Source organism: Rhodopirellula islandica (assembly GCF_001027925.1).
In the GTDB taxonomy this organism is placed as follows: Bacteria; Planctomycetota; Planctomycetia; order Pirellulales; family Pirellulaceae; genus Rhodopirellula; species Rhodopirellula islandica.
This window is the reverse complement of record NZ_LECT01000007.1, coordinates 233,256-255,604: the sequence shown is the minus strand read 5'-3', so window position 1 is coordinate 255,604 and position 22,349 is coordinate 233,256. Positions and strand designations below refer to the sequence as shown.

The 22,349-nt window shown below is 57.7% G+C and carries 12 protein-coding genes; 7 read left to right on the top strand and 5 right to left on the bottom strand.

The genetic code is table 11. The annotated features are described in order from the left end of the window. Nucleotides 1-212 precede the first annotated feature (212 nt). Complete coding sequence (locus tag RISK_RS03840; RefSeq protein WP_047812912.1) at nt 213-1,679, top strand: coiled-coil domain-containing protein; 1,467 nt, start codon at nt 213-215, stop codon at nt 1,677-1,679. A 623-nt stretch (nt 1,680-2,302) separates the two neighbouring features. Here the strand turns inward: RISK_RS03840 and RISK_RS03835 are convergent. Then, complete coding sequence (locus RISK_RS03835) at nt 2,303-4,405, bottom strand: ATP-dependent DNA helicase (RefSeq protein ID WP_047812911.1); 2,103 nt, start codon at nt 4,403-4,405, stop codon at nt 2,303-2,305. Then, nucleotides 4,402-5,556, bottom strand: coding sequence for a hypothetical protein (locus tag RISK_RS03830; RefSeq protein WP_047812910.1), 1,155 nt, complete (start codon nt 5,554-5,556; stop codon nt 4,402-4,404). Before RISK_RS03830 ends, RISK_RS03835 begins: the two co-directional genes overlap by 4 nt. 106 nt (nt 5,557-5,662) lie before the next feature. On the opposite strand from RISK_RS03830, the gene RISK_RS03825 reads away from it, so the two are divergent. The 3 genes from RISK_RS03825 to RISK_RS03810 all read left to right on the top strand — a co-directional run bounded on the left by RISK_RS03825 (nt 5,663) and on the right by RISK_RS03810 (nt 9,959). Next, the gene (locus RISK_RS03825) at nt 5,663-6,484 is read left to right on the top strand and encodes an RNA methyltransferase (protein ID WP_047812909.1); all 822 of its coding nucleotides are present in this window, start codon (nt 5,663-5,665) and stop codon (nt 6,482-6,484) included. A gap of 374 nt (nt 6,485-6,858) precedes the next feature. Beyond that, nucleotides 6,859-8,613 (top strand): hypothetical protein, encoded by a 1,755-nt coding sequence (locus RISK_RS03815; protein ID WP_047812907.1) that lies wholly within the window; start codon nt 6,859-6,861, stop codon nt 8,611-8,613. 80 nt (nt 8,614-8,693) lie between these two features. Beyond that, nucleotides 8,694-9,959, top strand: a complete 1,266-nt coding sequence (locus RISK_RS03810; protein WP_047812906.1) for a hypothetical protein — start codon at nt 8,694-8,696, stop codon at nt 9,957-9,959. 126 nt (nt 9,960-10,085) lie between these two features. Here RISK_RS03810 and RISK_RS03805 read toward each other — a convergent pair whose 3' ends face one another. Together RISK_RS03805 and RISK_RS03800 are read right to left on the bottom strand one after the other, a co-directional pair. Then, complete coding sequence (locus RISK_RS03805; protein ID WP_047812905.1) at nt 10,086-10,475, bottom strand: DUF4339 domain-containing protein; 390 nt, start codon at nt 10,473-10,475, stop codon at nt 10,086-10,088. Nucleotides 10,476-10,477: 2 nt separating this feature from the next. Next, nucleotides 10,478-11,194 carry a PH domain-containing protein gene (locus RISK_RS03800; protein WP_047812904.1) on the bottom strand — a complete coding sequence of 239 codons (717 nt, stop codon included), beginning with the start codon at nt 11,192-11,194 and terminating at the stop codon, nt 10,478-10,480. 326 nt (nt 11,195-11,520) lie between these two features. Between RISK_RS03800 and nrdR the strand changes: the two genes are divergently transcribed. From nrdR to RISK_RS03785, 3 genes are all read left to right on the top strand, one after another. After that, nucleotides 11,521-11,991, top strand: coding sequence for a transcriptional regulator NrdR (gene nrdR / locus RISK_RS03795; RefSeq protein ID WP_047812903.1), 471 nt, complete (start codon nt 11,521-11,523; stop codon nt 11,989-11,991). Beyond that, nucleotides 11,991-13,196: an FtsX-like permease family protein gene (locus tag RISK_RS03790; protein ID WP_047812902.1), complete on the top strand. Its 1,206-nt coding sequence runs from the start codon at nt 11,991-11,993 to the stop codon at nt 13,194-13,196. Before nrdR ends, RISK_RS03790 begins: the two co-directional genes overlap by 1 nt. 210 nt (nt 13,197-13,406) lie before the next feature. Then, a complete protein-coding gene (locus tag RISK_RS03785) occupies nt 13,407-18,212 on the top strand; it encodes an outer membrane protein assembly factor BamB family protein (protein WP_236695997.1) in 4,806 nt (1,601 codons plus the stop codon). Between the two features lie 153 nt (nt 18,213-18,365). Here the strand turns inward: RISK_RS03785 and RISK_RS03780 are convergent, their stop codons facing one another. Beyond that, nucleotides 18,366-22,334: a hydantoinase B/oxoprolinase family protein gene (locus RISK_RS03780; RefSeq protein WP_047812900.1), complete on the bottom strand. Its 3,969-nt coding sequence runs from the start codon at nt 22,332-22,334 to the stop codon at nt 18,366-18,368. Nucleotides 22,335-22,349 lie beyond the last annotated feature (15 nt).

The window sequence follows — 22,349 nt, the reverse complement described above, 5'->3', positions numbered from 1 at the left end:
GCAAGTCGGTGCAAACCGCTCGAACCGCTTCAATCGGCGCCCCATCGTGAGGGATGTTCCGATTGTGCCGATCGGTTGGTCACGGGCACCGACACGGACGACCGGAACGGAAAAGTTGATGAAAATTCTCCAAGCTGGCGTTGGACTGGATTAAGCTAGCCCGTCAAGGATCCCTCTTTGGTAGTTCTGCCGCTTCTCAATCAATTGCTCTGATGCAGTACGTACTTCTTCTCGTTCTGATAGTTGTCGTCATCGCCCAGGCCATCTTGGTCTGGAAAGCGGCGCCTCATTGGCGGTGGTACCAGATCACTCCCGTCGTCATCACGACGATTTTGGCCGTGATTTTCGTCTTCCCTGTCGCTGGGGCGTTGAAAAGTCGTTCTGAGTGGCACAAAGTCAAAGAGGAACTCGAGTCCAGGCTGGCCTCGGTCGAGGCGGAGCAATTGGAATTGCGGTATGGCAATCCCAATGACCCGCTGTCGGGCGAAGGCGTCCTGCCAATGGCCCAGAAATTGGCCAAGTTGGGCACCGAAGCTGGTCGGCGGTGGCGCGGACTGCGCCTCACCAATGCGGATTTCAACAATGGTGGCCAAATTGTCTTGTCTTCCCCCCAGCAGGAGGTTCCCGTTGATGGGTTGCCAGCCGAGGAAGCGGACGAAGGCGAAGTCGAATTGGCTCCCTTGCCGCTGATTCCGGATGGCTTGGTCGTCTATGGGTTCGCCGAAGGCCCACAACCCAATTTGAATGTTCCCGGTCCGATTTTCTATCTGGGCGAATACCGAGTGACGGCGACCTCGCCGACTCAGGTCACGTTGCAACCGACCGCTCCCCTGTTGCCGCAGCAGCGTCAGGCCATCGAAAGCCGCCAAGCGGTCAGTTGGTCCGTTTACGAATTGCTGCCGCTTGATGGGCACGAGCCCTTTGTGGCGGAGGGAAGCGTGGAAGACGACAACAATGTGTTCGGCCGAATCGATGATGAATTGGTCAACCGGTTGCTCAGCAACCAGATCTCAGCTCAGTCGCGAGCCGAGTACCTCCGCGACGGAACACGGTCTTTGCCCGATGACGAGCCATTGAGCAAATGGGTCAAAATCGAGTTCACCAAGAATCATGAGATCGTCGTGGACAGCCCCGATCAACGCGGTGCTTTGGATGGTGGATTCTTTGACGGCAGCGGACGTGCGGTCGACAGTCGCTTGCAGCAGGGTGATTCTGGCAAGGTCAAATTCTCCAAAGACGATCTGTTGGTCGTCAAAGAGGAAGCCGCGGATGCGTTGATCGATGAAGGAGTCGCTCGCCTGATCGACACCTACTACGTTCGGCCTTTGAACGATTATCGCTTTGTTTTGCGACGCATTCGCCTGCGTTTGGCGGAGTTGAGCACGCGAACTCAAGAGCTGACTTACGAGAACGAAGTGCTTCAACGGGCGATTGATGCGACCAAGAACATGACCACAGCCGCTCAAGCTGAGAAGCTGAAGTTGGAGCAGGATTTCGAGCAAACCGAAGTCGAGCGGATTTCGCTGGAGACCTACAACGAGAAGTTGGCCACTCAGCTCAAGGAAACGCATCAGCGATTGGTCAAGCTGTATCGTAGCAACCAGCAACTCGAGAAAGAGTTGCAGATGTTCCACGAATCCATTGTCAGCTCTGGCGAATCACTCACCTCCGCTCGCTAGAGTTTGTGAGTCGATCGATCCCGCTTTTCAGTGGGTTTCTGCCTACTGAACCTCTCCCAAATCGAAGTTGGGGGGCGAGTGACGCCGTTCAGGCGTACGCGAGGGTGAGGGCCGAGCATGGGAAGTGGCTCGCACTGCCCTGGGCTGCGAAATGTTTGCCCTTGGCGTTCCGATAGCGAATGCAATTTTTCTTCCGGCTTCTGTCTTTCTTCATCCCGGTAGGGATTTCAGATGGTAGCCGGGGGTCGCTGCGTCGCAGCGTACCCCCGGAAAACGAGGTTCCATAAAACTCTCCATCCCGCCGTGGCCAATGGCCACGGCGGGATGGAGAGTGGCGGCGTGGGGTTTGCATGTCCATCGGTGGCGCTATCGCTTACCGACGGCTACCATCTTGCATCCCTACCGGGATGAAAACTTGCGCAAGCGACAATACTCTCCAAGCCCAAACGTTCAGTAGTCTCGGGGCTTCTGCCCCGAGCTATCAACGCGGGCTCCTCCGGAGCCATCCATGTTCATTCGCCCCGGGAGGGGCCGTCATCGTTCGCTCGGGGTGGAAGCCCCGAGAACATTGATGGAGACCACAATCCCGCCCCGGATGGGGCCGTCGAATAGAAGCGGCTTGCTCACTGCTTCTTTGTTTTTTGACGCGGGACGGTGCCGACGTCGTGGCATGGCAGTGGTGGAAGTGCGCTGAGGAAAAGTCGGCCGTAAGGTTTGGATCGGATTCGAGGGTCCAAGACCACGACCATCCCCGAGTCATCGCGGGTGCGGATCAGACGCCCAAAGCCCTGCCGGAATTTGATCACGGCTTCGGGCAATTGGTAGTCAGGGAATGGATGCCCACCACGGGCACGGATCGTTTCGAGCCGTGCTTCGAGTAGCGGATGATCGGGAACAGAGAACGGCAGCTTCGTGATCACAACGTTGGTGAGAGCGTCGCCAGGAACGTCGACTCCCTGCCAGAAACTGTCAGTGCCAAGTAGCACGCCACGCGGGTCTTTTCGGAAGGAATCGAGCAATTGCGTTCGGTTCTGTTCGCCCGCTTGGCTGTACAGATGCAGGTTGCGTTCGATGCACCACGGCGTGATTGCTTCGGCGCACTTGCGAAGCAACGAGTAACTCGTGAAGAGCACGAACGCGTGACCATCGGTGTGTCCAACGAATCGCTTGATTTGTTGGGGGAGTGCCGCTTCGAATTCGTCTCGTTTCGCGGAGGGATCAGGCAGTCCACGGACGATGATCAGTTTGGCTTGTTTCTCGTAGTCGAAGGGGCTGCCGACTTGGAGGGAGCGGCCTGTCGTCAGACCCACACGACTGCGGAAGAATTTGAACTTGTCTTGTTCGCCGGTCGCCAGCGTGGCACTGGTCATGATGACCGAGCCAATTTCCTCGTTTTGAAAAACCTCTTCGCGAAGCGTTTGACCGATGTCGATTGGCGAAGCGGACAGGGAGACTCGGTCCATCCCGCGACGACTGCCGGAGGTTTCCACCCAATAAACCGATTCTTGTTTGAGCGATTGGTCGAGCCATTCACGCAGACCGCCGGCCAAGGCGAGAAGTCGATCGTGAGCGGATTGGAAGTCTTGTCGATCGGAATCGTTGTCTTGTGCGTCCGCATGAGCTCGCAGCCGTCGCGCGAGGATCTCCATCGGTTCGCTGAGCGGATTGGGCACCACTTCGGGATGATGCACGCGACCATTTCGTGAGCGTGATTCTTGCATCCAGTCCAGCACACCAGCAAACATTTCGCTGGCCGCGAATCGGCATCGGTCGACCATCCTTTGCAACGCGTCCAGGTTGTGCGCGACGAGCAAACCCTTTTGTTGGCGATCGTTGTAAAGACGATCAAACAGGTAATCGAATTGGCCGCTGGTCAATCGAATGCCAAGGTGGTCACCGGCGACGGATTCGATGGTGTGGCATTCGTCGAGGATGATCGCGTCGTAGTCGGGCAGCAGAGAAACACCCTGCCGTCGCATCGCGATGTCGGTGAACAGCATCGCGTGATTGACGATCAACAGTTGTGCGTTCTGGGCTCGGCGTCGAGCTTGGAAGTAAAAGCAGTCCTTGAAGTTCGGGCATTTGTTGCGAAGGCAATTGCCCGTGTCGCTGCGGACCTCGTCCCAGACTTGTCCGTCGGGTTTGATCGGCAACGTTGAGAGCGAACCGTCAGCGGTGTTGTCGGACCACTTGCGGATTTCGCGAAGCTGTTGCATCTGGAAATCGTTGGCCATCAACGACACGGATTTTTCAACGGCCCGTCCCATCCGGCGCAGTGACAGATAGTTGTTGCGACCTTTCACCAGCACCGCGGAAAACTCTCGCGGGATGACGCTGTTGAGAAGTGGGATGTCTTTGCCGATCAGTTGTTCTTGCAGGCTGATCGTGTGGGTTGAAATCAGGACGCGTTTGGGACGATCGGGTTTTTCTTTTTGCTCACCAGCGGGCGGGATGCGGTCGTCGACCGAGTCCGATGAAGGGTTGGGTTTTTTGGGTCCCGATTCGGTTTGGTCGGAAGTGGCGTGCAGGATCGCGGCGGCCAAGTAGGCGAAGCTCTTCCCCGTTCCCGTGCCCGCTTCGACGACCAAGTGTTCGCGGTCGGTCAATGCGGAGGAGACCGCACGAGCCATCTCGAGTTGCTGTTCGCGAGGTTCGTAGCGTGGCAATCGGCGGCTGATGCTGCCACCAGGCCCGAGAATCGAATCGATCGAAATGGGATCGCTCACGTGGAAGCCTGCTCCGGTTCGGGAGTCAACGATCGGTCGTAAATGCGGTGTGTTTTGCTGCGGGTGGCTCCGCCGCGTTCGATCGTTCCTCGCGAAAGTTGGTTGCTTTCGAGGACCCAGGAGAATTCGCCCATTTCAATTCCGAAGTCGATCGCTTCTGGCAAGATTTTATAGAGCGTGACCAAGCCCAGGCCCCACTTTTGATATTCGGGCAACACGTTGGCGCTGACCAAGCGGAGTCGTTTCAGTTTCTTGCGGCCGAGCAACAGTTTCAGCCAGCCGAACGGAAACAGCTTGCCGCCGATTTGTTTGATCAGCGGGTTGTAGTCGAGCAAGCCGAAGCCAGCTCCGACGGGTTTGCCGTCGATTTCGGCGATGCTGGTGAGTTTGGGGAGCAACAGGTTTTTCAGGCCTTTGCTTTGCTCGTCCACTTCCGATTCGCTCATTGGGACATAGCCCCAGGTTCGCTGCAGCGATTGGTTGTAGATGTCCAAGAACACGCGGACGTCAGCGTGGAAGTTCTTGGGATCGATCGTGCGACATTCGGCATTGAAACGCCGAGTCGATTCTTCGATCACAAACAGCAACTTGGGATCGAGCGTTTCCAGGATGTCGATCGAGGCTTCGTAGCTGTAGAGGTCTTGAGACTTTTCGAAGCCGGCGGCTTGGATCAGCCGTTCGTAGTACGGATGGTTGTAGGGGATCAGGAATGTCGGCGGTGTATCGAAGCCATCGACCAACAACCCAACTTCGTAATTCAGGCTGGGGTGAACCGGGCCGCGGACGCCGGTCATCCCGCGTTCTTTCAGCCAATCGCCGGCGGTGTTGAGAAGTTCGACGGCGGCTTCTTCATCGTCTTCGCATTCGAAGAATCCAAAGAACCCACGTGTTTCTTCGTGATAGCGATTGTGGGCGTGATTGACGACCGCCAGGACTCGGCCGACGACACGGTCGCCGCGGCGAACCAGGAAGGTCTGCCCTTCGGCGTCGTCGTAGAACGGATGGTGCTTGAATCCCAGCAATTTGACCCGTTCGCTCCACAGGGGCGGGACCCAGTTGGGGTCGTCCCGGTAGAGGCGTTTTTCGAGATCGAGAAATGCCTTTTGGTCTTTGCGTCCGGAAACGGGTTGGCACAACACATTTTCGGACATTCGCGAGGCCGTGAGTTGGGGGCAGAGAAGGTGTTTGGAAAACATTCAAAGATAGCAGACTCGGGTTGGTTCTCCCATTGAAGCGAATATGCAAAAGTGTGGCCCCATGGAAACCATCCGAAGTTTGCAAAATGCCGCCGTCCGCCGAATCGTTTCGCTGCGCCGTTCTCGGAAACGACGGGCTGCTGGCGTTGTCTTGGTGGACGGGCCCCGAGAATCGTTGCGGGCGATCGAGGCTGGGTTGAAGCTGGTCGCTTTTTACGAGATCGAACCGAAGCCCTCGGATTTGTCGCCGAAATCTGAAATGCCAGAGCAGGCGGTCGTTCGTCGCCAGGCGATCGATTCGGGCGTGCATCGTTGGGTGACGCCTGAGGTGTTGCGGAAAATCGCTTACACGGCGTCGACGGATCGCTGTGTGGCGGAGTTTGTGGCCCCGGATGATTCACTCGACCGGCTCACGGCTCATCCCGCTTGGAGCGAGGGATTGGTGTTGGTGCTCGATCAGGTTGAAAAACCGGGCAATTTGGGCGCCGTGTTTCGGTCAGCCGATGCGGCGGGCGTGTCCGCTGTCTTGTTGTCGGATTGCCCCTCGGATCGATTCAACCCGAATGCCATTCGCGGTTCGTTGGGGGCGGTGTTCACGGTCCCTTCCGCATCGGGCAGCGAGTCGGAGATCGCTGGGTTTTTGAAGGCTCAGGGTTATCGAGTCGCCGCCATGCGAGTGGAAGGCTCGCGACCGCTATTCGAATCGGACTTGCGTGGCAAGCTCGCGGTCGTGCTGGGCAGCGAAGCGGATGGCTTGGCAGATCGCTGGGCGGCTGAGTGCGTCGAACCCGTGGCGTTGCCGATGGCGGGCCACGTGGACAGCTTGAATGTGTCGGTCAGCGCCGCGATTGTGGCTTACGAAGCGATGCGGCAGCGAAGTTGAGGCGAGGCAACTCTCTCGCGCCACGTTCGATCGGTGTCACAGCGTGATCCGCGCAGCGTGTTTCCTCGTGAAACCATTTGCGTCGTCGAGCCACTGTGAAGCGACCGACCTGACCTGAACCACGTGGACCGAGCTGGAAATGGGGTGGTTCTTCCCCGTTCGTGTGGGGTTGGCAGGTCCAATCGGCATGGGTGTCAAGATCGATTCAACAGAACCAAGCGTTCGATCTGTCAAAATCGTTAATGCCGGAACCACCCGGCGACGATACAGAGGGTGTTCGGAGGTCCGGCGATGAATTTCGTCTGACCAACGACATGGAGAATGTGCCGGGGGGGTACAGGATCCCAAAAAGATCGTGAGCGTAAGGATCCGCCATGCTGATTGGCAAAACAATGAACCCGATGGGCTCGAACCAAATGGTTAGCCGCCGCAAACGTGAACGGCTCGCTCGTTGGTTGACCCAAGCCGTTGTATGGGGAGGTTGCATTGCCGCGAGCCAAGTCGCCGGAAGCACGGCGTTGGCGGACGAAACTGCAACTGACAAACTGCCACCGATTCGTCTGGTTTCGGGGAGCATGCACAGCAACCCATTTGTGAAGCGTTCTGCTTCCCATCAGGCCGTTGGTCCGATTCTGGCAACCAAAGTCAACGGCCATGCGGCTGCGAGCAACGTGAACTTGCTCCAGAACCATGGCAGCGTTGCACCGGAGGGGCAGACGACGCTGTACCCGATCCGTCAGACATCCGATCAAACGATGTCGGAGATCAAACTGAAGTCGATCGGCACCGCTGTTGGTTTGCTGCCAATTGGTGCTCCGGTTTCGGAAAAAACACCCTTGGTCGTGGAGCCGCCTCGTGCTCCGCAGACAAGAATCAACCCACATGCCCAGCCGGACTACGACCGAGTGGAGTCCGGCGGCATCGTCGAATGGAAGCATGCTCAGCTTTCACCTGCGGTGGAGCCGACGAAATCGCTCGAAACTCCACCTGAATTGCAGTGGACTCAGCCGAGGATCGCTCGCCAAACCATGCCGTTGGTGAAGCCGGAAATTGTGGCGGAAGAAGTCGTTGCCGAGACACCTGTCGTCGAAGCCACCGTTCCGACGCCGTCGTCTGAGCCTGTGAAGGTCACAGCCGTCGTTGCTGAGGAAGCAGACGTGGCGATCGCCGAAGAATCGGAGCCCATTGAGTTTTCGCTCAATGATGCGATGGATTCGATGAACGCCGAATCTGTTTCACTTAGCTTTTCGGATGCCAGTCTCTCTGGCTCAGAAGCATCGGAAAACAAGGGCGAAGAATCGATTGCGATGCCCGAGCCGTTGAGCATTGCAGCACCAGTTCAGGAGTCGGCTGCACCAGCGTCATTGCCGCTGTTGCCACAGCCGGTGCAAGTCCATTTGCCAAGCGAGATGGTGGTTCAACAACACCGCCACCTGCCTGTGAAAATTGACGCTCCAGCTCACTTCGAGCATGTCGCTTCGGAACGCATGCACGAGGCTCCGGTTCGGCACCGTGCCGCGGTCGCTGTTGAAGCACCACCGATGGTCGCGGTTGCACAACCGTCCCAAGACGCTCCGGCGGAAGGACGGGTGAGTGCGACACTGATTGTGCCGGCAGCCTTGGCCGGCCATCGGGGACCATCACGGCAAAATTCGTCCAACGGTTCGGGATCCACGTTGCTGGTCCAAGATGCGATCGTGTGTGACCCAGACGATGTCACTTCGTTGACGGTCGATGGCATCATCGAGGCCGTTCGTGTCGAAGACGATTCCGTGGCGCGAGTCATCAGCAGCACTTCACGTCACTTGCGATTGATTGGGGTTCGCCCTGGCAAGACCCGCGTGTTGGTGCAGCAAAAAGTGGCCGGCCAAGAAGGTTCGCTTCGTGAAATTTATGAATTGCACGTCGCTGCGTCCAGCAACGTTCGTGGTGGTGAGAGCCAGCAAGAGCGATCGTTGATGGAACTGATCGAGCAAAAGTTTCGCACCGCATCGGTGCAAGTCACGCGTCAAGGTGACCGCATTGTCGTTCAAGGTGAATGCGATGACTCCCAAGACGCAAAAGAAATCGTTCGTTTGATTCGAAAGACATTCCTGGTGCCAGTTGAAGATCAGCTGATCCTTCGCTAGCTCCTGTCCCGTTCGTCCAACCTACCACTACCCAGCCACCGTCGGTCACCGTGCCGCTTTGTTCGTCCTGAGGTTCAATTATGAACAACAACTGGTTTCCTCGATTCGCCGCACGATTGTTCGGCACCCTTGCCGCGGTTGGTTTGGCTTGGTCGGGTTTGGGCACCGCTGCCACGCATGCTCAGCAATTTGGCGGTTCGGCACCCAGCAACACGCTGATGCACGAAGGCCAAGCATTCCGTGTCGTTCAGGCCTCTGATCCGGCATCCGCTGGTTGGGACCTGAATGCGATGCAGTCAGCGGTTGACGCTTCGTCGTCATCCTTCGGCAATCAAATTGCTCAGGTCGGCCACCATCACGGGGCGATGTCACAATCGTGTGGCAGTTGCGGAACCCAGTGTGGTGGAGCTTGCGGATCGACCGGTTACGGTTCAGCTGGCTACGGCGGCGGGATGGCATGTCCTACCTGCGATCCTTATCGCTACGCCAGCGTCGAAGCGTTGTACATGCGTCGCGAAGGAGTCGACAACTTCACCGTCGCTCGTGACTTTGCTCTGGATGATGTGGACTTCGAGATTGCTCCACGGATCACCGTCGGAGTGGTTCCTGACTGCGTCAACGGCATGGAAGTGAGCTTCACCGGTGTCCTGGATTGGGACTCGGATATCTCGGTTGCGGACAACGACAATCTCTCGACCTTGTTGATCGAAGATCCTTTGCAGCCCGGTACCCTGGGCACCTTTGGTTTTGATGCCTTGGATGAAGCCGACGCTCAACGCCAGATCTACGAATCCCGTCTCTGGTCGGTTGAAATGAGCCGAACCATGATGGCTTGGGACGTGGCCAAGTTGCTGATCGGTGGACGCTACATCGACTTCGAAGAGGACTTCAACTATTCAACCGTCAACGGAGCTGACCCAGTCGCCGACACTGGTTTGCTGCGAAACAACGCTGCCAACCGGATGATTGGTTTGCAGGTCGGAGCTGACATCTACAATCCGATCGGACGTTTTTCGTCGAGCTACGTTCGGGCTCGTGCAGGCGGTTACTTGAACCTGGCTGAATCCGACATCCTGGTTCGCAACGGCGCCGACATTCTGGCAAATGGTTCGGACAGTTCCTCCGAACTCGCCGGCATGTTCGAATTCGGGACGGGGGTTCGTTATCAGGTTGGCGAGATGATGGCCGTTCGCGGTGGCTTCGAGGCTTGGTACCTGACCGGAGTGGCAACCTCGGAAGAGCAAATCAGCTCCGCCACCGTCACCCCGAACTTTGGCCGAGGGCTGATCGCCGATGACGATGTGTTCTTCATCGGTTTGACCGTCGGTGCTGAACTGAAGTACTGATCTCAGCCCCACGGTGGCACAGGACACCGCTCGATATCCAAGAGCGGTTCTGATCATCCGTGACCGACCGAGACAAAGAGACAACGAAAGCCATCGGCGAGTCCCTTCGGGGGTTCCTCGGTGGCTTTATTTTTTGTCGCGTCGGATTTTCTTTTGCAGCCAACGCTTGGCTGAGTCGCTGGGGCCGGTCGTGGGAGTGTTGGACGATCGTTTTTCTTGCCCGACGCTGTGTTCGATGATGCGAGTTTTGGTTCGTTCGAGGTCTTTGCCGCACTCAGGGCAGATCGTCGGCGGTTGTCCCACGCGAACGTTGCACTGGGGGCAGTAGTGTTCGATGCTGGGCCGGCGAGCGGCTTCGAACAGACCGCCGACCTGGGAGGCCGTGAACCAATTGGAATCGTCCTTGCGAATCCTGGTTTCCGCCACCACCGATCCGTCACGTACCAAAGCCAATAATTCGGCGGGCTTGTACGGACCGAGTTGTTCATCGCCTTTCTGAACAAACCAAACGGACATGCTTAATTTTGCTCGATATGGATGCTGCGCCGTCGTCGTTCGGCACGTCGAATGTCGTCGATCAAACCGGCCACCTCACCGACGTTGTGGATTCCGACCAACTCCAGCGTCGGATCGCTCTTGTCCGTGCTGATGATGGAGATGGAACCGACCTTGAACATTCGCTGGATCGGACCCTGTTCGTAGCTTACATCGCTGATGTCAATCACTTCAATGCGATCGGTGCGACGCGTCAAGATACCGGTTCGGTGGATGAATCGTTGGCTGGTGAGTTCGTATTGGACGCCCAGTCGTTTGGCGGCGTAGTTCAGGCCGACCAAAATCCACAGGATGACGATCACAATCAGAGCGATGCCGAACGTGAATTGCTCGATGAATCCGGCTGCGACCAGCAAAACGACACTGAGGATCGTCAATCCAATCCAGGACCCGATCATCGCCTTGGGGCTGTAGCCGCCTTCCCAGAGAGATTCTTCTGGTTCGTGGTCGTCCAGTGACTGCTTTTTGGCGATTTCCTCCATGAAGCGTTCCCGAGGGGTGCCTGCCGACGGTTGCGCTGTGCCACGGGGTTGCGTTGTGCCCCGGGGTGGGACTGAGCCGCCGGACTCAGGGGCGGGGGTGGAAGAACCAGCCGACGAAAGCGGATCGTTGACCGAATCCGTTGGCGTATCAGCTTTGGAAGGGGCGTTTTCGTCGGTAGGATTGCCGGGAGTGGTCATCGTTGAGTCGTTCCTGTTGATTCAATTCGAGGGTTGGTTCACGAGTGGTGCCACTCCAAAAAACATGCCAAAGTCAGCATGTTGGCGCAGAACCGAATGATTCTCGTTGGCCAAAAAGGTTGACCTTCTGGGCCGAAAACCTGGTGTTCTGGGGCGCTACACTGTGATGGCTCGGTCCGTGATTGCCGGACCAGACACCTCGCATCCGAAGACGTTCTGGACGATCATAGCACACCTTCGAAAGACTCGTGAATCATGCTTGCCAGGTCCAGTGGGCTGGAGCGTTTGAAATCCGGGTCTGTTTTCCATCTTGAATTTGACCGCCAATGCGTTGCCCGTTCTGTCATTCCGATAACGACAAAGTCCAAGATTCACGGACGGCCGAGGCCGGGTATGTGGTTCGGCGGAAACGGTTGTGCCAAACGTGCCAGCGGCGTTTCACCACCTTGGAACAAATCGATGCTCTGAATGTTCGCGTGGTCAAAAGTGACGAAACGCGAGAACCGTTTGATCGAGAGAAGATCAAACGCGGGATCGAGCGGGCGTGTTCCAAGCGGGCCGTGACCAGCGACGAAATCGAAAAGACCGTTCAGAAAATCGAAGAGGCGATTTACGCCGAATTTGACATGGAAATTCCCACCGCGACGATCGGCGAAGTGGTGCTGCGGAAACTCGCGACGCTAGACGAGGTGGCTTACATCCGGTTCGCTAGCGTTTACCGAGATTTTGACGACGCGAAAGATTTTCTGCAGATCGTTTCGAACCTGCAGCGTGACGCTCAGCTGGACGGTCGCTGATGAGTCGAAGCACCCCCCTGGCCTGGAAGAATTTGGTCGGCAACCCGGCACGTTTGTGCGTGGCGGCGGCAGGGGTGGGTTTTGCGGCGGTGCTGATGTTCACGCAGAATGGGTTCCGCAACGCGTTGCTGGACAGTCCGGTGCGGTTGATCGAGGTGGTGGACTGCGAATTGGTCGCGATCAGTCCGGCTCGATACATGCTGCCGGTGGATGAACGATTCCCGCGGTCTTTGCTTCGCCGTGTGAAGGCGGATCCCGCGGTCGCGGACGTGCAAGCCTTGTTGATCGAACGAACGATGGCCCGGGTGCGGGTCGAGGGCAGTCCTGCGAGACCGATCCGAGTGATCTCGGTACCGGACTCGAGTTTGTATCCTGCGGCCATGTCCGAGGACGCGTCGCGACCGTGGTTGACTCTCCCGGGCCTGGATGAACACCGTGATCAACTCCGACAGCGAGCGACCGCACTGGTCGATCGCAAGACGCGGTCAGAATACGGATTTCAATTCAAAGCGTCGGGGCAACCGGCCGACCAACGAATCGAGTTGTCCAAGCGATCGATCGAACTGGTCGGTTCCTTCACCTTGGGCACCGACTTTGCCAATGAAGGGTCGTTGTTGATCGCGGAGTCTTCGTTCGCGAACTATTTCCCTCAGCGTGGTTATGGCAAGCCGCTTGAGACCGTGGATCTGGGGCTGATCCGCTTGCATGACGGTGCTTCGCCGGAGCAAGCCGCTCAACGATTGACGAACATGGCCAGGGGCCAGTGGGAAGTCCTCACGCGGCAGCAAATTCGAGATCGCGAGCAGACATTCTGGAGCGAGCAGACACCGATTGGGATGATCTTTCTGATCGGCACGCTGATGGGATTCGCGGTTGGAGTCATCATTTGCTATCAAATTCTGTTCACCAATTTGCAAGACGCGATGTCGGAATACGCCACGCTGAAGGCGATGGGGTATCCCAACCGGTTCTTTGTGGGGTTGGTGGTCCGGCAGTCGGTTTATTTGTCGGTTCTGGGGTTCATCCCCGCGGTGCTGATCGCGTTGGCATTGTTCCAGGGGCTGGAATCACTGACGGGGCTGCCAATGGCGTTGACGCTGACTCGGGCGGGTTCTGTGCTGGCCCTGACCACCTTGATGTGTCTGATCAGCGGGTTGCTGGCACTGCGGAAATTGGTGCGTGCGGATCCGGCCAGCCTGTTTTGAAGGGATGAAAGATTTCGTCGAGTCCGGTTCGGCGGAAGATGACACTGGTTTGCGAGGAACCCGGGGCGATACAATGAGATCGCGTTTTCGTGTTCCGTGTGTGCCTCTGGTTCCGTGCGAGCAAGGTACGCTTGTTCGAATGCTTGTTTTCAATCGGTTTGTGTAGTGAATTCCCACGCCAATCTTCGTCTCGATGCCAAGGTTTCCTGGATGACTCGCTCGACAATGGCGGCGGTGATCTTCGCCGGAATGCTGTTTGCCACACCTGGGGCATCGAAAGTGGCCCTCGCTCAAGGCTTGTTCGATTCGCGGATGCAGATGGGGGATGCCGAGTTCTTGCCGCCCCCACGAAGCATGCGACAAATCATTCGCGATGCCGAAGAGGCGATCGAGCAAGAACGCTACAGCGACGCGGTCGTCCGACTGGGAGATCTTCTGCTGCGGTCAAGCGACGATCCTGCGTCGGAAATGATGCAGGACTATTACGCTCCGATCGCGTCGGATGCCGAGGAAGAAACCGACGACCAACGTGTGCAGCCAGGACAACCGCTTGGCAACCGAGAGGGAATGCTCGATCGCAATGGGCGGCCGTTGGATGACGAGGCCGCTCAAGCGGAAGAATTGGCGCGGTTGCAAAGTCAATTGCCTCGTAGCCTGCTGGACCATGTCCGTGACTTGATCGGTGGTCTCCCGAAAGAAGGCTTGGAGATTTACGAACTGCGGTACGGGCCTTTGGCTGGCAAGCTGCTGGAAGATGCCGGGCCGAAGCGAGATTGGAAAACGGTCGAACGCGTCCGACGCGAGACCTTCCACACCCAAGCCGGCTACAAAGCATCCGTCCTGTTGGCGGTTCGTGAGTGGATGCTTGGCAACCCGTTGGCCTGTTCGTTGTTGCTGGATGACCTGGTCGGTCAGCAACGCATCGTGGATCAAGTGGGCGAGTCGGTGGTGACCTTGCATGCGATTGCGTGTGCACGTGCGGATCGATCGATCCCGACGCCGACGAAGTATCCCCAGGCCTTCACTTCGTTGTTTCCAACCAGCGAAGCCGTTGATGAGATTGCCTGGAAGGAATGGGTGCTGGCACAGAGTGAATCTGAATTGGTGAGCGCGGAGTCTCTGGCGGAGAATTACCCGTTGTTGGGCGGTGAGGTGGATCGCAATGGTTCCGGTGCTGGGCAAATGCCGCTCAGCAATCCACGTTGGATGGTGGAATCGTCCGCCAGTCCGCGGCAGGAACGAATGATTCAGGAGAAGACTCAACAACTCAAAGCCACCGGGCAGTTGCCGCCTCCCTCTTGGACACCGTTGCGAGTGGGCGATCAGTTGCTGATGCGAACCACTCAGCGATTGTTGGGGGTCGATTTTCGGACGGGCAAACGAGTTTGGCAGTATCCGTGGTTCGCGCCGCCAGAAGCCACATTGACGCCGGACCTCGCCGATCCGATGGAGGAGGAAGAAGACCCCGTTGATATTCTCGTTCAACGTGTTTGGAACGATGTTCCGTTTGGGCAGATCTCGAGCGATGGCCAACGAGTCTTCATGATCGATGATCTGAGTAAAATCGAAATTGAACGGTTCAGTCCGTTTGCCAGTCGCGGCATGTCGTCACTCGCCAACACGTTGGTCGCGTTGGATCTCAAAACCCAAGGCAAGTTGCTGTGGCGACTGGGGAAGTCAGAGTCCACCCCTTCGGCCTTGGCCGAAGCGTTTTTCCTCGGCCCTCCACTTCCCTTTCGAGGTGACCTGTACGTGATCGCCGAGATCGCGGGTGAAGTGGTGCTGCTGTGCTTGGATCCCGCGGATGGATCGGTTCAATGGCAGCAGGTGTTGGTGGCCGTGGAATCAGGTGGGATTGGTGCTGATCCCGTCCGCCGAGTCGCCGGAGCGATGCCCACTTATCACAACGGAATGCTGATCTGCCCAACCGGGGCTGGCGCCACGGTCGCGGTCAATCTGGTTGACCGAACCATTCGTTGGGGCAACCAAATTCCACGAAATCAGGAATTTGTTCATAGTATCTACCGGCCAAACACCCGGGTCTCTTCGAATCAGTTGAGCCGCCGTTGGACGCACTCGCTGGCGATCGCAGAAGGCACCTCGGTGGTGGTCACTCCGATTGAGTGCGATCGATTGCAGGTTCTCGATGTGCTCACCGGACGCAATCGTTTCACGCCCCGAAATCGAATTCGTCTGGCTTACGTTGCAGGGATCCAAGACGGCCTCTTCTTTGTTGTCGGTGCCGATGAAGTGTCGGCGTGTTCGTTGCAAGACGGCACGGAGGTCTGGTCGACGCCGCCTGATTTGGTTCGACCAGGGCAACGCATTTCGGGCCGTGGTGTGTTTGGAAACGATCGCTATTACTTGCCCACCACCACCGACGAACTGATCGAAATTTCGCTGCAAAACGGTGAGGTGTTGCAGCGCCGGACGGTTCGTTTTCCGCTTGGGAACCTGATCGCAATCGATGGCGAGTTGATCTCCCAATCGGCCACGATGGTGGCGGTCGCTTACGGTGAACAATCGCTGCAGCCGCGTGTCGATGCGTTGCTCCAAAAGGATCCGGACAATTTCTTTGCCTTGGTTCGCAAAGCGGAGTTGTTGATCGAACAGGAGCAACGTCCCCGAGCACTGGGCCTGCTTCGACGAGCTCGGGAATTGGATCCTGACAACGATGAAGTGATCATGTTGTCGGTGGAAGCCATGCTGGGAAGTCTTCGCGAAAATCCGAGCGATACCAGTGTCGACTTGGATGCCCTGATGGAGTTGATTGACCAACCCGAGCAACGGGCGGAACTGTTGGTGCTGCAGATCAAGGGGGCGGTCGCGAAACCCACTTCGCAGATCGAGCATGCGAAGGCGTTGGGGCTGTTGCTGGATTTATCCGAGTTGGTGCTGCGTCATCCAACGCTCAATCGTGACATGGACGCTGTCTTTCCCAATGCGGCTCGTCAGTTCACGGTCGATGATTGGATCAGCGCTCGGGTGTCGCAGTTGGTTTCCTCTGCTACCGAAGAAGACATGGTGGCAATGACGCAAGCCGTGGAGTCATTGGTTTCGACGCGAGGGAACATGGACGGGGCCACGTTGATGCGGACGCTGCAGCATTTCTCACCGGTCGTCGAGGCGACGCGAGGTTTGCGACGAGACATGGCCGCGCGAGCATTGTTGATGGAAGACGGCTTCCTGGCCGAGCGTTTGATTTGGGCGGACACCATGACGACGGATGATGCCTTGGAGTCGTTGAGCAACGATCGTCTGTTGATGCTGTCGAAGCTGTACAGCAAAGAATCGTGGAACCTGGATCGATTGGCGGTGGGAGAACTGCTGGGCCAACGTTTGAGCGAGACGGAACCCACTGGTGCGGACACGTTCATTGAGGACGCGCTGCAAGCCAATCCCGTTCGAGGTCGCGACTACGAGATGGGCGAACAGTGGCCTCGAAACGTTAACTTGGAATGGCAATCGATGCGAATGCCTCGTTCCAGCATGATGATGAACGACCGTCGTTACGCGAAGACGACTCATCTGATGGGGCGTCAACTCCGCGGTTGGAATGCGATGAGTGACAACATGAACTCCTTGGCACTGATCAATCCTTACGGGATTCATCGGGCGATCCCGGTCGAGGGTTTCTCGGGGATGCGATCGTTTGGAAAAGAACTGACCTACAGCGGCAGCCTGATGCTGTTGCTGACTCAATCGGAACTGATCGCCATTGATTTGTTTCGAACGTTGGGTGCCAATGGCGAGGACCCCATTCGTTGGCGACGAACTCTGGGAACCGATGGCCAACCGGTTGCCAGGCGGCGGAGTGCGGCAACTCCGTTTGGAAATCAGATCTATCGCAACATGATGGTTTCGGCGACGGCGGACAACGGGGATGCTCAGTTGATCCTGGGACCGGTTTTGGGGGATCGATTGTTTCTGTTGCAGGGAACAGAACTGATTTGCTTGGACACGGTGACGGGGGAAGAGCGTTGGCGGACGACAACCGAAGCCGTTGGGACCGCGATCGTGCATGCGGAGGATCGGGTGATGGTCGTCAGTCGGTCGCAGAACCAAATCGAAAGCTATGACATCCACGATGGCGGTTTGCTGGAGACCCAGAAACGGACGCTGGGATCGGTGATCTCGTCACTGGGGTCCCATCTGTTGACGGTGACACAGGTGAACAGAGAAGCCAATGTGCCTGCCGATGTGAGCGAAGAAATGCGAGCCAGCCTGGAGGCAGCCAAGGAGATGCTCGACCCTCAGTTGGTCGAACTGATCGACATGAGAACGGGAGAAACGGTCCAGTTCCGAGTCGCAGACACTCAAAACGTGAACGAAACGGCGGCCTACGCGGAAATGTCCGACGGTCGCTACTTCACGCTGTTGGATCACACCGGCCGGGCAACGATTTGGGATTTGCTATCCGGACGCGAAATCGCGGATGTCATGGTGCCTGCTCGGCAGGGGCTGTACGGGGTTTCGGTGATGTCGATCCAAGATCAAATGTTGATTCTGCCCCGACACCGAAAACCCAATCGAGATTTGGCTGCGACGCGTTCGGTGGCGGTTTCGGGTGGTGCGGCGGTTCAACCAATCACTGCGATGCATGCGATCTCAACCGTGGATGGATCGCTGCGTTGGAGTCGTTCGTTTGACGATGCCTGGGGATGCACGGTGGAGCAACCGTGGGTCACTCCGATGCTGCTGATGGCTCGGGCGCACTTGACCGTGCCCGGCAATGGCGTGCGTCGTCGGCAAATGGATGTGATGGGGATCAGCGTCGTCGATGGCAAGACGTTGCACGAGATCGAACGCAAGGAAACGAACAGCAACACCAATGTGATTGAGAGTCGCGTGAAGCTGATTCCACATCGCAACACGATGCTGGCGGAGATTCAATTGGAACTGTTGACGTACACGTTCAGTGAGGAGGGATCCGGTGACAACGTGGTTCCTGAGCTCACCCCACAAACCGATGGTGAGGACGACGCGAGCGAGGAAGCCGACGACACGCTGGAATGATCCGTTTCAGGGGCGTCCCGAAATCTCGTTGGTAGCTGGACTCACCCGAGTTCAGGAATCGCTGCAGGAACCGAACTCTGGCGAATCCGGCGACAAGCGACAGGGGTAGGTAGCTCAGGGCGGTTGCTCTTTGTCTCGCACTGCTTCTTTGTTTCAGTCGGCGGGCCGTTCCTTGCCGTAGCCGCCACCGCCTGGCGTTTCCATGACCAACCGATCGCCAGCCTCAACTTCTCGGCTGGTCGCGAAGGGGAGTTCCGTTCGTTGGGATTGATGGATCAGGGTTTGTCGACCGGATTGGCCTGGTTGCCCGCCTTGAATCCCGTAGGCACGCGTTGTTCGTCGGGAAGTGATGAGAGACAGCGTCAGTGGACGAAGGAATTCCATTTCGCGAATCATTCCGTCACCGCCTCGGTTTTGCCCTGCTCCTCCACTGCCACGACGGATGGCAAACCGCCACAAGCGAATCGGCAATCGTGATTCCAGGATCTCAGGGTCCGTGATTCGCGTGTTGGTCATGTGAGTGTGAACGGCGTCCGCACCTGCTTGAGTCGCCGTTGCACCGGCACCACCGCCGATGGTTTCGTAATAACCAAAGGTTTCATCGCCAAGCAGCAGGTTGTTCATCGTGCCTTGGGATGCGGCGGCGACGCCCAACGCGCCGAGCAAGACATCCACCACGCGATTGCTGGTTTCAACATTGCCAGCGACCACTGCTGGACTGTTCTCGGGGGTGTCGCCAGCAGGCGGCGCGAGCAAGCCCGGAGGGATAACCAGTTCGATTCGCTTCAGCACCCCGTCGCACAACGGCAACTCGCCGGGGACAACGCACCGGAGCACATACAGCACGGCCGCGGTCACGATCGATGGTGTGGCATTGAACCCGTTGGGATGGACCGGACCCGTTCCAGTGAAATCGATTTGCAACCGTCCGGTCGATTGGTCCGGCTGCAGGGTGACTCGCAGGGGCGTGCCGTCGTCGAGTGAATCTTCGAAAACGCGAGGCTCGGTTCCCAGCGTGGCGATCCAGGTCGCGGTGGCTTCTCCCGCGACATGCAGCAACTGCTTCAGCAGATCCATCAGGCGAGACTTGGTCATCGAATCAGCCAAGGCCTGGATTCGATTCGCACCGGCCTGCCCTGCCGCTTCCGCCGCCGCGATGTCGGCCATGTTTTCCTCCACGTTTCGAGAAGGGTACGTGGCGGTGGAAAGCAGTTCGCGAATTCTTGGGTGGTGAGACTTCCCGCTGCGGACCAGGCATTCGTTGTGCAGCACCACGCCTTCTTCTGCCAGACAGGTGGCTGCGGGGGCCATGGATCCCGGGACCATGCCACCGATTTCGGCGTGATGGCATCGTGAGGCGACGAAGAAGTCGCAGGGCCAATCCTTGGGACGCGACGAACCGGACGCGTTTTCGTCGCAAAAAACGGGGGTCACCACAGTGATGTCAGGCAGGTGCGAACCACCGGCATAGGGATCGTTGCTGAGGTACGAGTCACCCGGTGACATCTCCGGGTAGTCCGCGATCAAACTGCGAACCGTGTGACTCATCGCCCCCAAGTGAACTGGCACGTGGGGTGCGTTGGCGACCAAGGATCCATCGCCCAAGAACACGGCGCAACTGTAGTCACGGCGTTCTTTGACATTCACGCTGACGCTGGTTCGACGGATGACTTCGCCCATCGATTCGGCAATCCCTTGCACGCGTCTCGCGGCGATCTCCATCGCGATGGTGTCATTTAGTTTGTCAGCGGCTGGAAGTGGGGTCTCCTCGACACGCGGGGATTTGGTTTTGTGAATCTCCAAGATCCCTTCGGCGGACAGGGTGGCGGTCCAGTCCGGTTCCACCACCAAGACAGAATAAGGGCCCGTCACCACCGCCGGTCCGATGAGGGTCTGACCGGTCTTCAACGTTTCACGGTCCCAGAGGTCGACGTTTCGATCAGCACCCTGGACCCACATCGAGATCGTTTCAGGCTTCGCGTGAGTGACAGACGCGGCGGGGGAATTCTCGGAGTTGTCCTGTGGGTCGAGGTGATTGGTCTGGTTGGCATTTCGTTCCAGCGTGGCTTCGCAGCGAACGGTGACCACTTCGAGCGGCATGGAGTCGCGACGGTAGCCAAACGTGATTTGGTGTTTGGCATCGAACCGAGCGGGGAGGGTTTCCAATGGAAACAGATCGACTGGCAATGTCGACTGAGTTCCCAGTGGACGTGCATCGCATTGATGGACAATTTGCAGTGGCGTGTCCGGCGAGATGTTTTCTTCTTCGCGGAGTTGAGCCTGGCATTGAAGCAGTGTGTCGTTCGCGGCCGATTCCAGTGGCGAGATCGCGTCCTGGCTCAGTGTTCGGTTGGCGTGTGGGGGTGCACCGTCCGGCACGGCGGATGCGATCGTGAGTTGCAAAGACTGGGACGCGATGCGTCCAATCGGTGCCGCGCCCATTCCGACTGCTGAGAGCAATCCCGAATCAGGATGGTCGATCACGTGAGACATTTCCAATGAGTCAGCGACCTGGCAAAGATGGCCGCCCGCAGCACCGCCGAATCCAACCAACGCCATCTGTCTGGCATCACTTCCTGCGGCAGTGGTGACGACTCGAACGGCTTCGGCCATTTGCGTGACCGCCAGTTGCAGAAATCCATCTGCGAGTTGTTCGGGGCTGAGTGTGCTGTCGCTTGGCAATTGTTGGTGGGTTTGCTGCAGTGCGTTTTGTGCGGCTTTCAAGTTCAGTGGAAATGGGAAACGATCGATTGGCAGTCGACCCAGCAAAACGTTGACGTCGGTGATCGTCAGAGGTCCACCGTGCCCGTAGCACGCCGGTCCGGGGAATGCTCCGGCACTGTCAGGCCCGACCGTCAAGCGGCCCTCGTGGATCGCACAGACTGACCCGCCACCGGAGGCGATCGTGTGAATGTCCATCATCGGGGTCAGCACGCGGATGCCACCGATCATGCTTTCTTGTCGTCGTCCAACCGTTCCTTCGAAGCGGCTGACATCGGTGCTGGTGCCGCCCATGTCGAGCCCGACTGCTCCGGAGACGCCACACTGCTTGGCGACTTCACCGAGTGCCACGACACCGCCGGCGGGACCCGACAGCACACTGTCTTTGCCGCGGAAACCAGCGGAGGCGACGAGATTGCCTCCGCTGGTCATCCAACGCAGATGGCAGGTTGCTTCGCCACCGAATTGCTCCCACACACGCGCCACGTACGCTTCCAAAATGGGCAACAGGTACGCGTCGAGTGTCGTGGTTTCGGCTCGCGGGACAATTCGAGGCACCGCTGCGACCTCGGTCGATCGAATCACATCTTTGAACCCGACTTCTTTCGCAATTCGCTGAACGGTCCGCTCGTGAGTTTCGTTGCGATGGGAGTGCAACAAGCAGATCGCCAGCACCAGATCCTCTGGGCTGGACGCTTTGAGATCCTGCAAACCGGAGCGGAGATGGGATTCGTCGAGCGGGATCAGTTCGCCACCCTGGGCATCCAGTCGGCCGCGAACTTCCATGGTTCGAGTCGCCAAAGGTTCGGGTTTGACGATGTCCAAGGCGAACAGATCGGGGCGGTCTTGGGTTCCGATCTGCAGCAGGTCCGCAAATCCTTCGGTGATCAACAGAGCGGTCGGGGCACCGTTGCGGGTCAGCAAGGCATTGGTGCCACGAGTTGTTCCCATGCGAATGGAGAGCGCTGGGAGTGGCTGCGGCAATGGGCAAGCCAGCAACACTCGAGTTGCCAGGATGGGCGATTCGATCCTAGCATCGAGCACCCAACTTTGATCGTGGCGAACTTGATTGGCCGGTTGGTTCAATTGCAGTCGAACGGTGTTCGCGGATTTTCGCTGGCAACCCAGTACGGTGAACAAGTCACCCTCCAACGCTGATTCACCTTGCTCGAAAAGTTTGGCGGATTCCCAGAAGCCATCGATGGCAAATCGTGGTGGGAGTTCGACATCCACGTGCGTGAAGTCGTCGCTGTGGTCCACCACTCGAACCGACACCAATCCACTGCTGAGGACTTTGATCGCGTCGCGTTGGCGATGTCCGTCTGGATGGGTTTGTCGGACCAAGCAATCCGTGAAGGTGCCGCCGACATCAACCCAGACTTCAATCGGTTCAGTGTTCATGGAGAGTCACGAAAT

What these genes read in the sequence shown, in the direction of transcription:
- RISK_RS03840 (WP_047812912.1), top strand. Translation starts at nt 213, where the DNA reads ATGCAGTACGTACTTCTTCTCGTTCTGATAGTTGTCGTCATCGCCCAG.
- RISK_RS03830 (WP_047812910.1), bottom strand. Translation starts at nt 5,556, where the DNA reads ATGTCCGAAAATGTGTTGTGCCAACCCGTTTCCGGACGCAAAGACCAA.
- RISK_RS03825 (WP_047812909.1), top strand. Translation starts at nt 5,663, where the DNA reads ATGGAAACCATCCGAAGTTTGCAAAATGCCGCCGTCCGCCGAATCGTT.
- RISK_RS03815 (WP_047812907.1), top strand. Translation starts at nt 6,859, where the DNA reads ATGCTGATTGGCAAAACAATGAACCCGATGGGCTCGAACCAAATGGTT.
- RISK_RS03810 (WP_047812906.1), top strand. Translation starts at nt 8,694, where the DNA reads ATGAACAACAACTGGTTTCCTCGATTCGCCGCACGATTGTTCGGCACC.
- RISK_RS03805 (WP_047812905.1), bottom strand. Translation starts at nt 10,475, where the DNA reads ATGTCCGTTTGGTTTGTTCAGAAAGGCGATGAACAACTCGGTCCGTAC.
- RISK_RS03800 (WP_047812904.1), bottom strand. Translation starts at nt 11,194, where the DNA reads ATGACCACTCCCGGCAATCCTACCGACGAAAACGCCCCTTCCAAAGCT.
- nrdR (WP_047812903.1), top strand. Translation starts at nt 11,521, where the DNA reads ATGCGTTGCCCGTTCTGTCATTCCGATAACGACAAAGTCCAAGATTCA.
- RISK_RS03790 (WP_047812902.1), top strand. Translation starts at nt 11,991, where the DNA reads ATGAGTCGAAGCACCCCCCTGGCCTGGAAGAATTTGGTCGGCAACCCG.
- RISK_RS03785 (WP_236695997.1), top strand. Translation starts at nt 13,407, where the DNA reads ATGACTCGCTCGACAATGGCGGCGGTGATCTTCGCCGGAATGCTGTTT.
- RISK_RS03780 (WP_047812900.1), bottom strand. Translation starts at nt 22,334, where the DNA reads ATGAACACTGAACCGATTGAAGTCTGGGTTGATGTCGGCGGCACCTTC.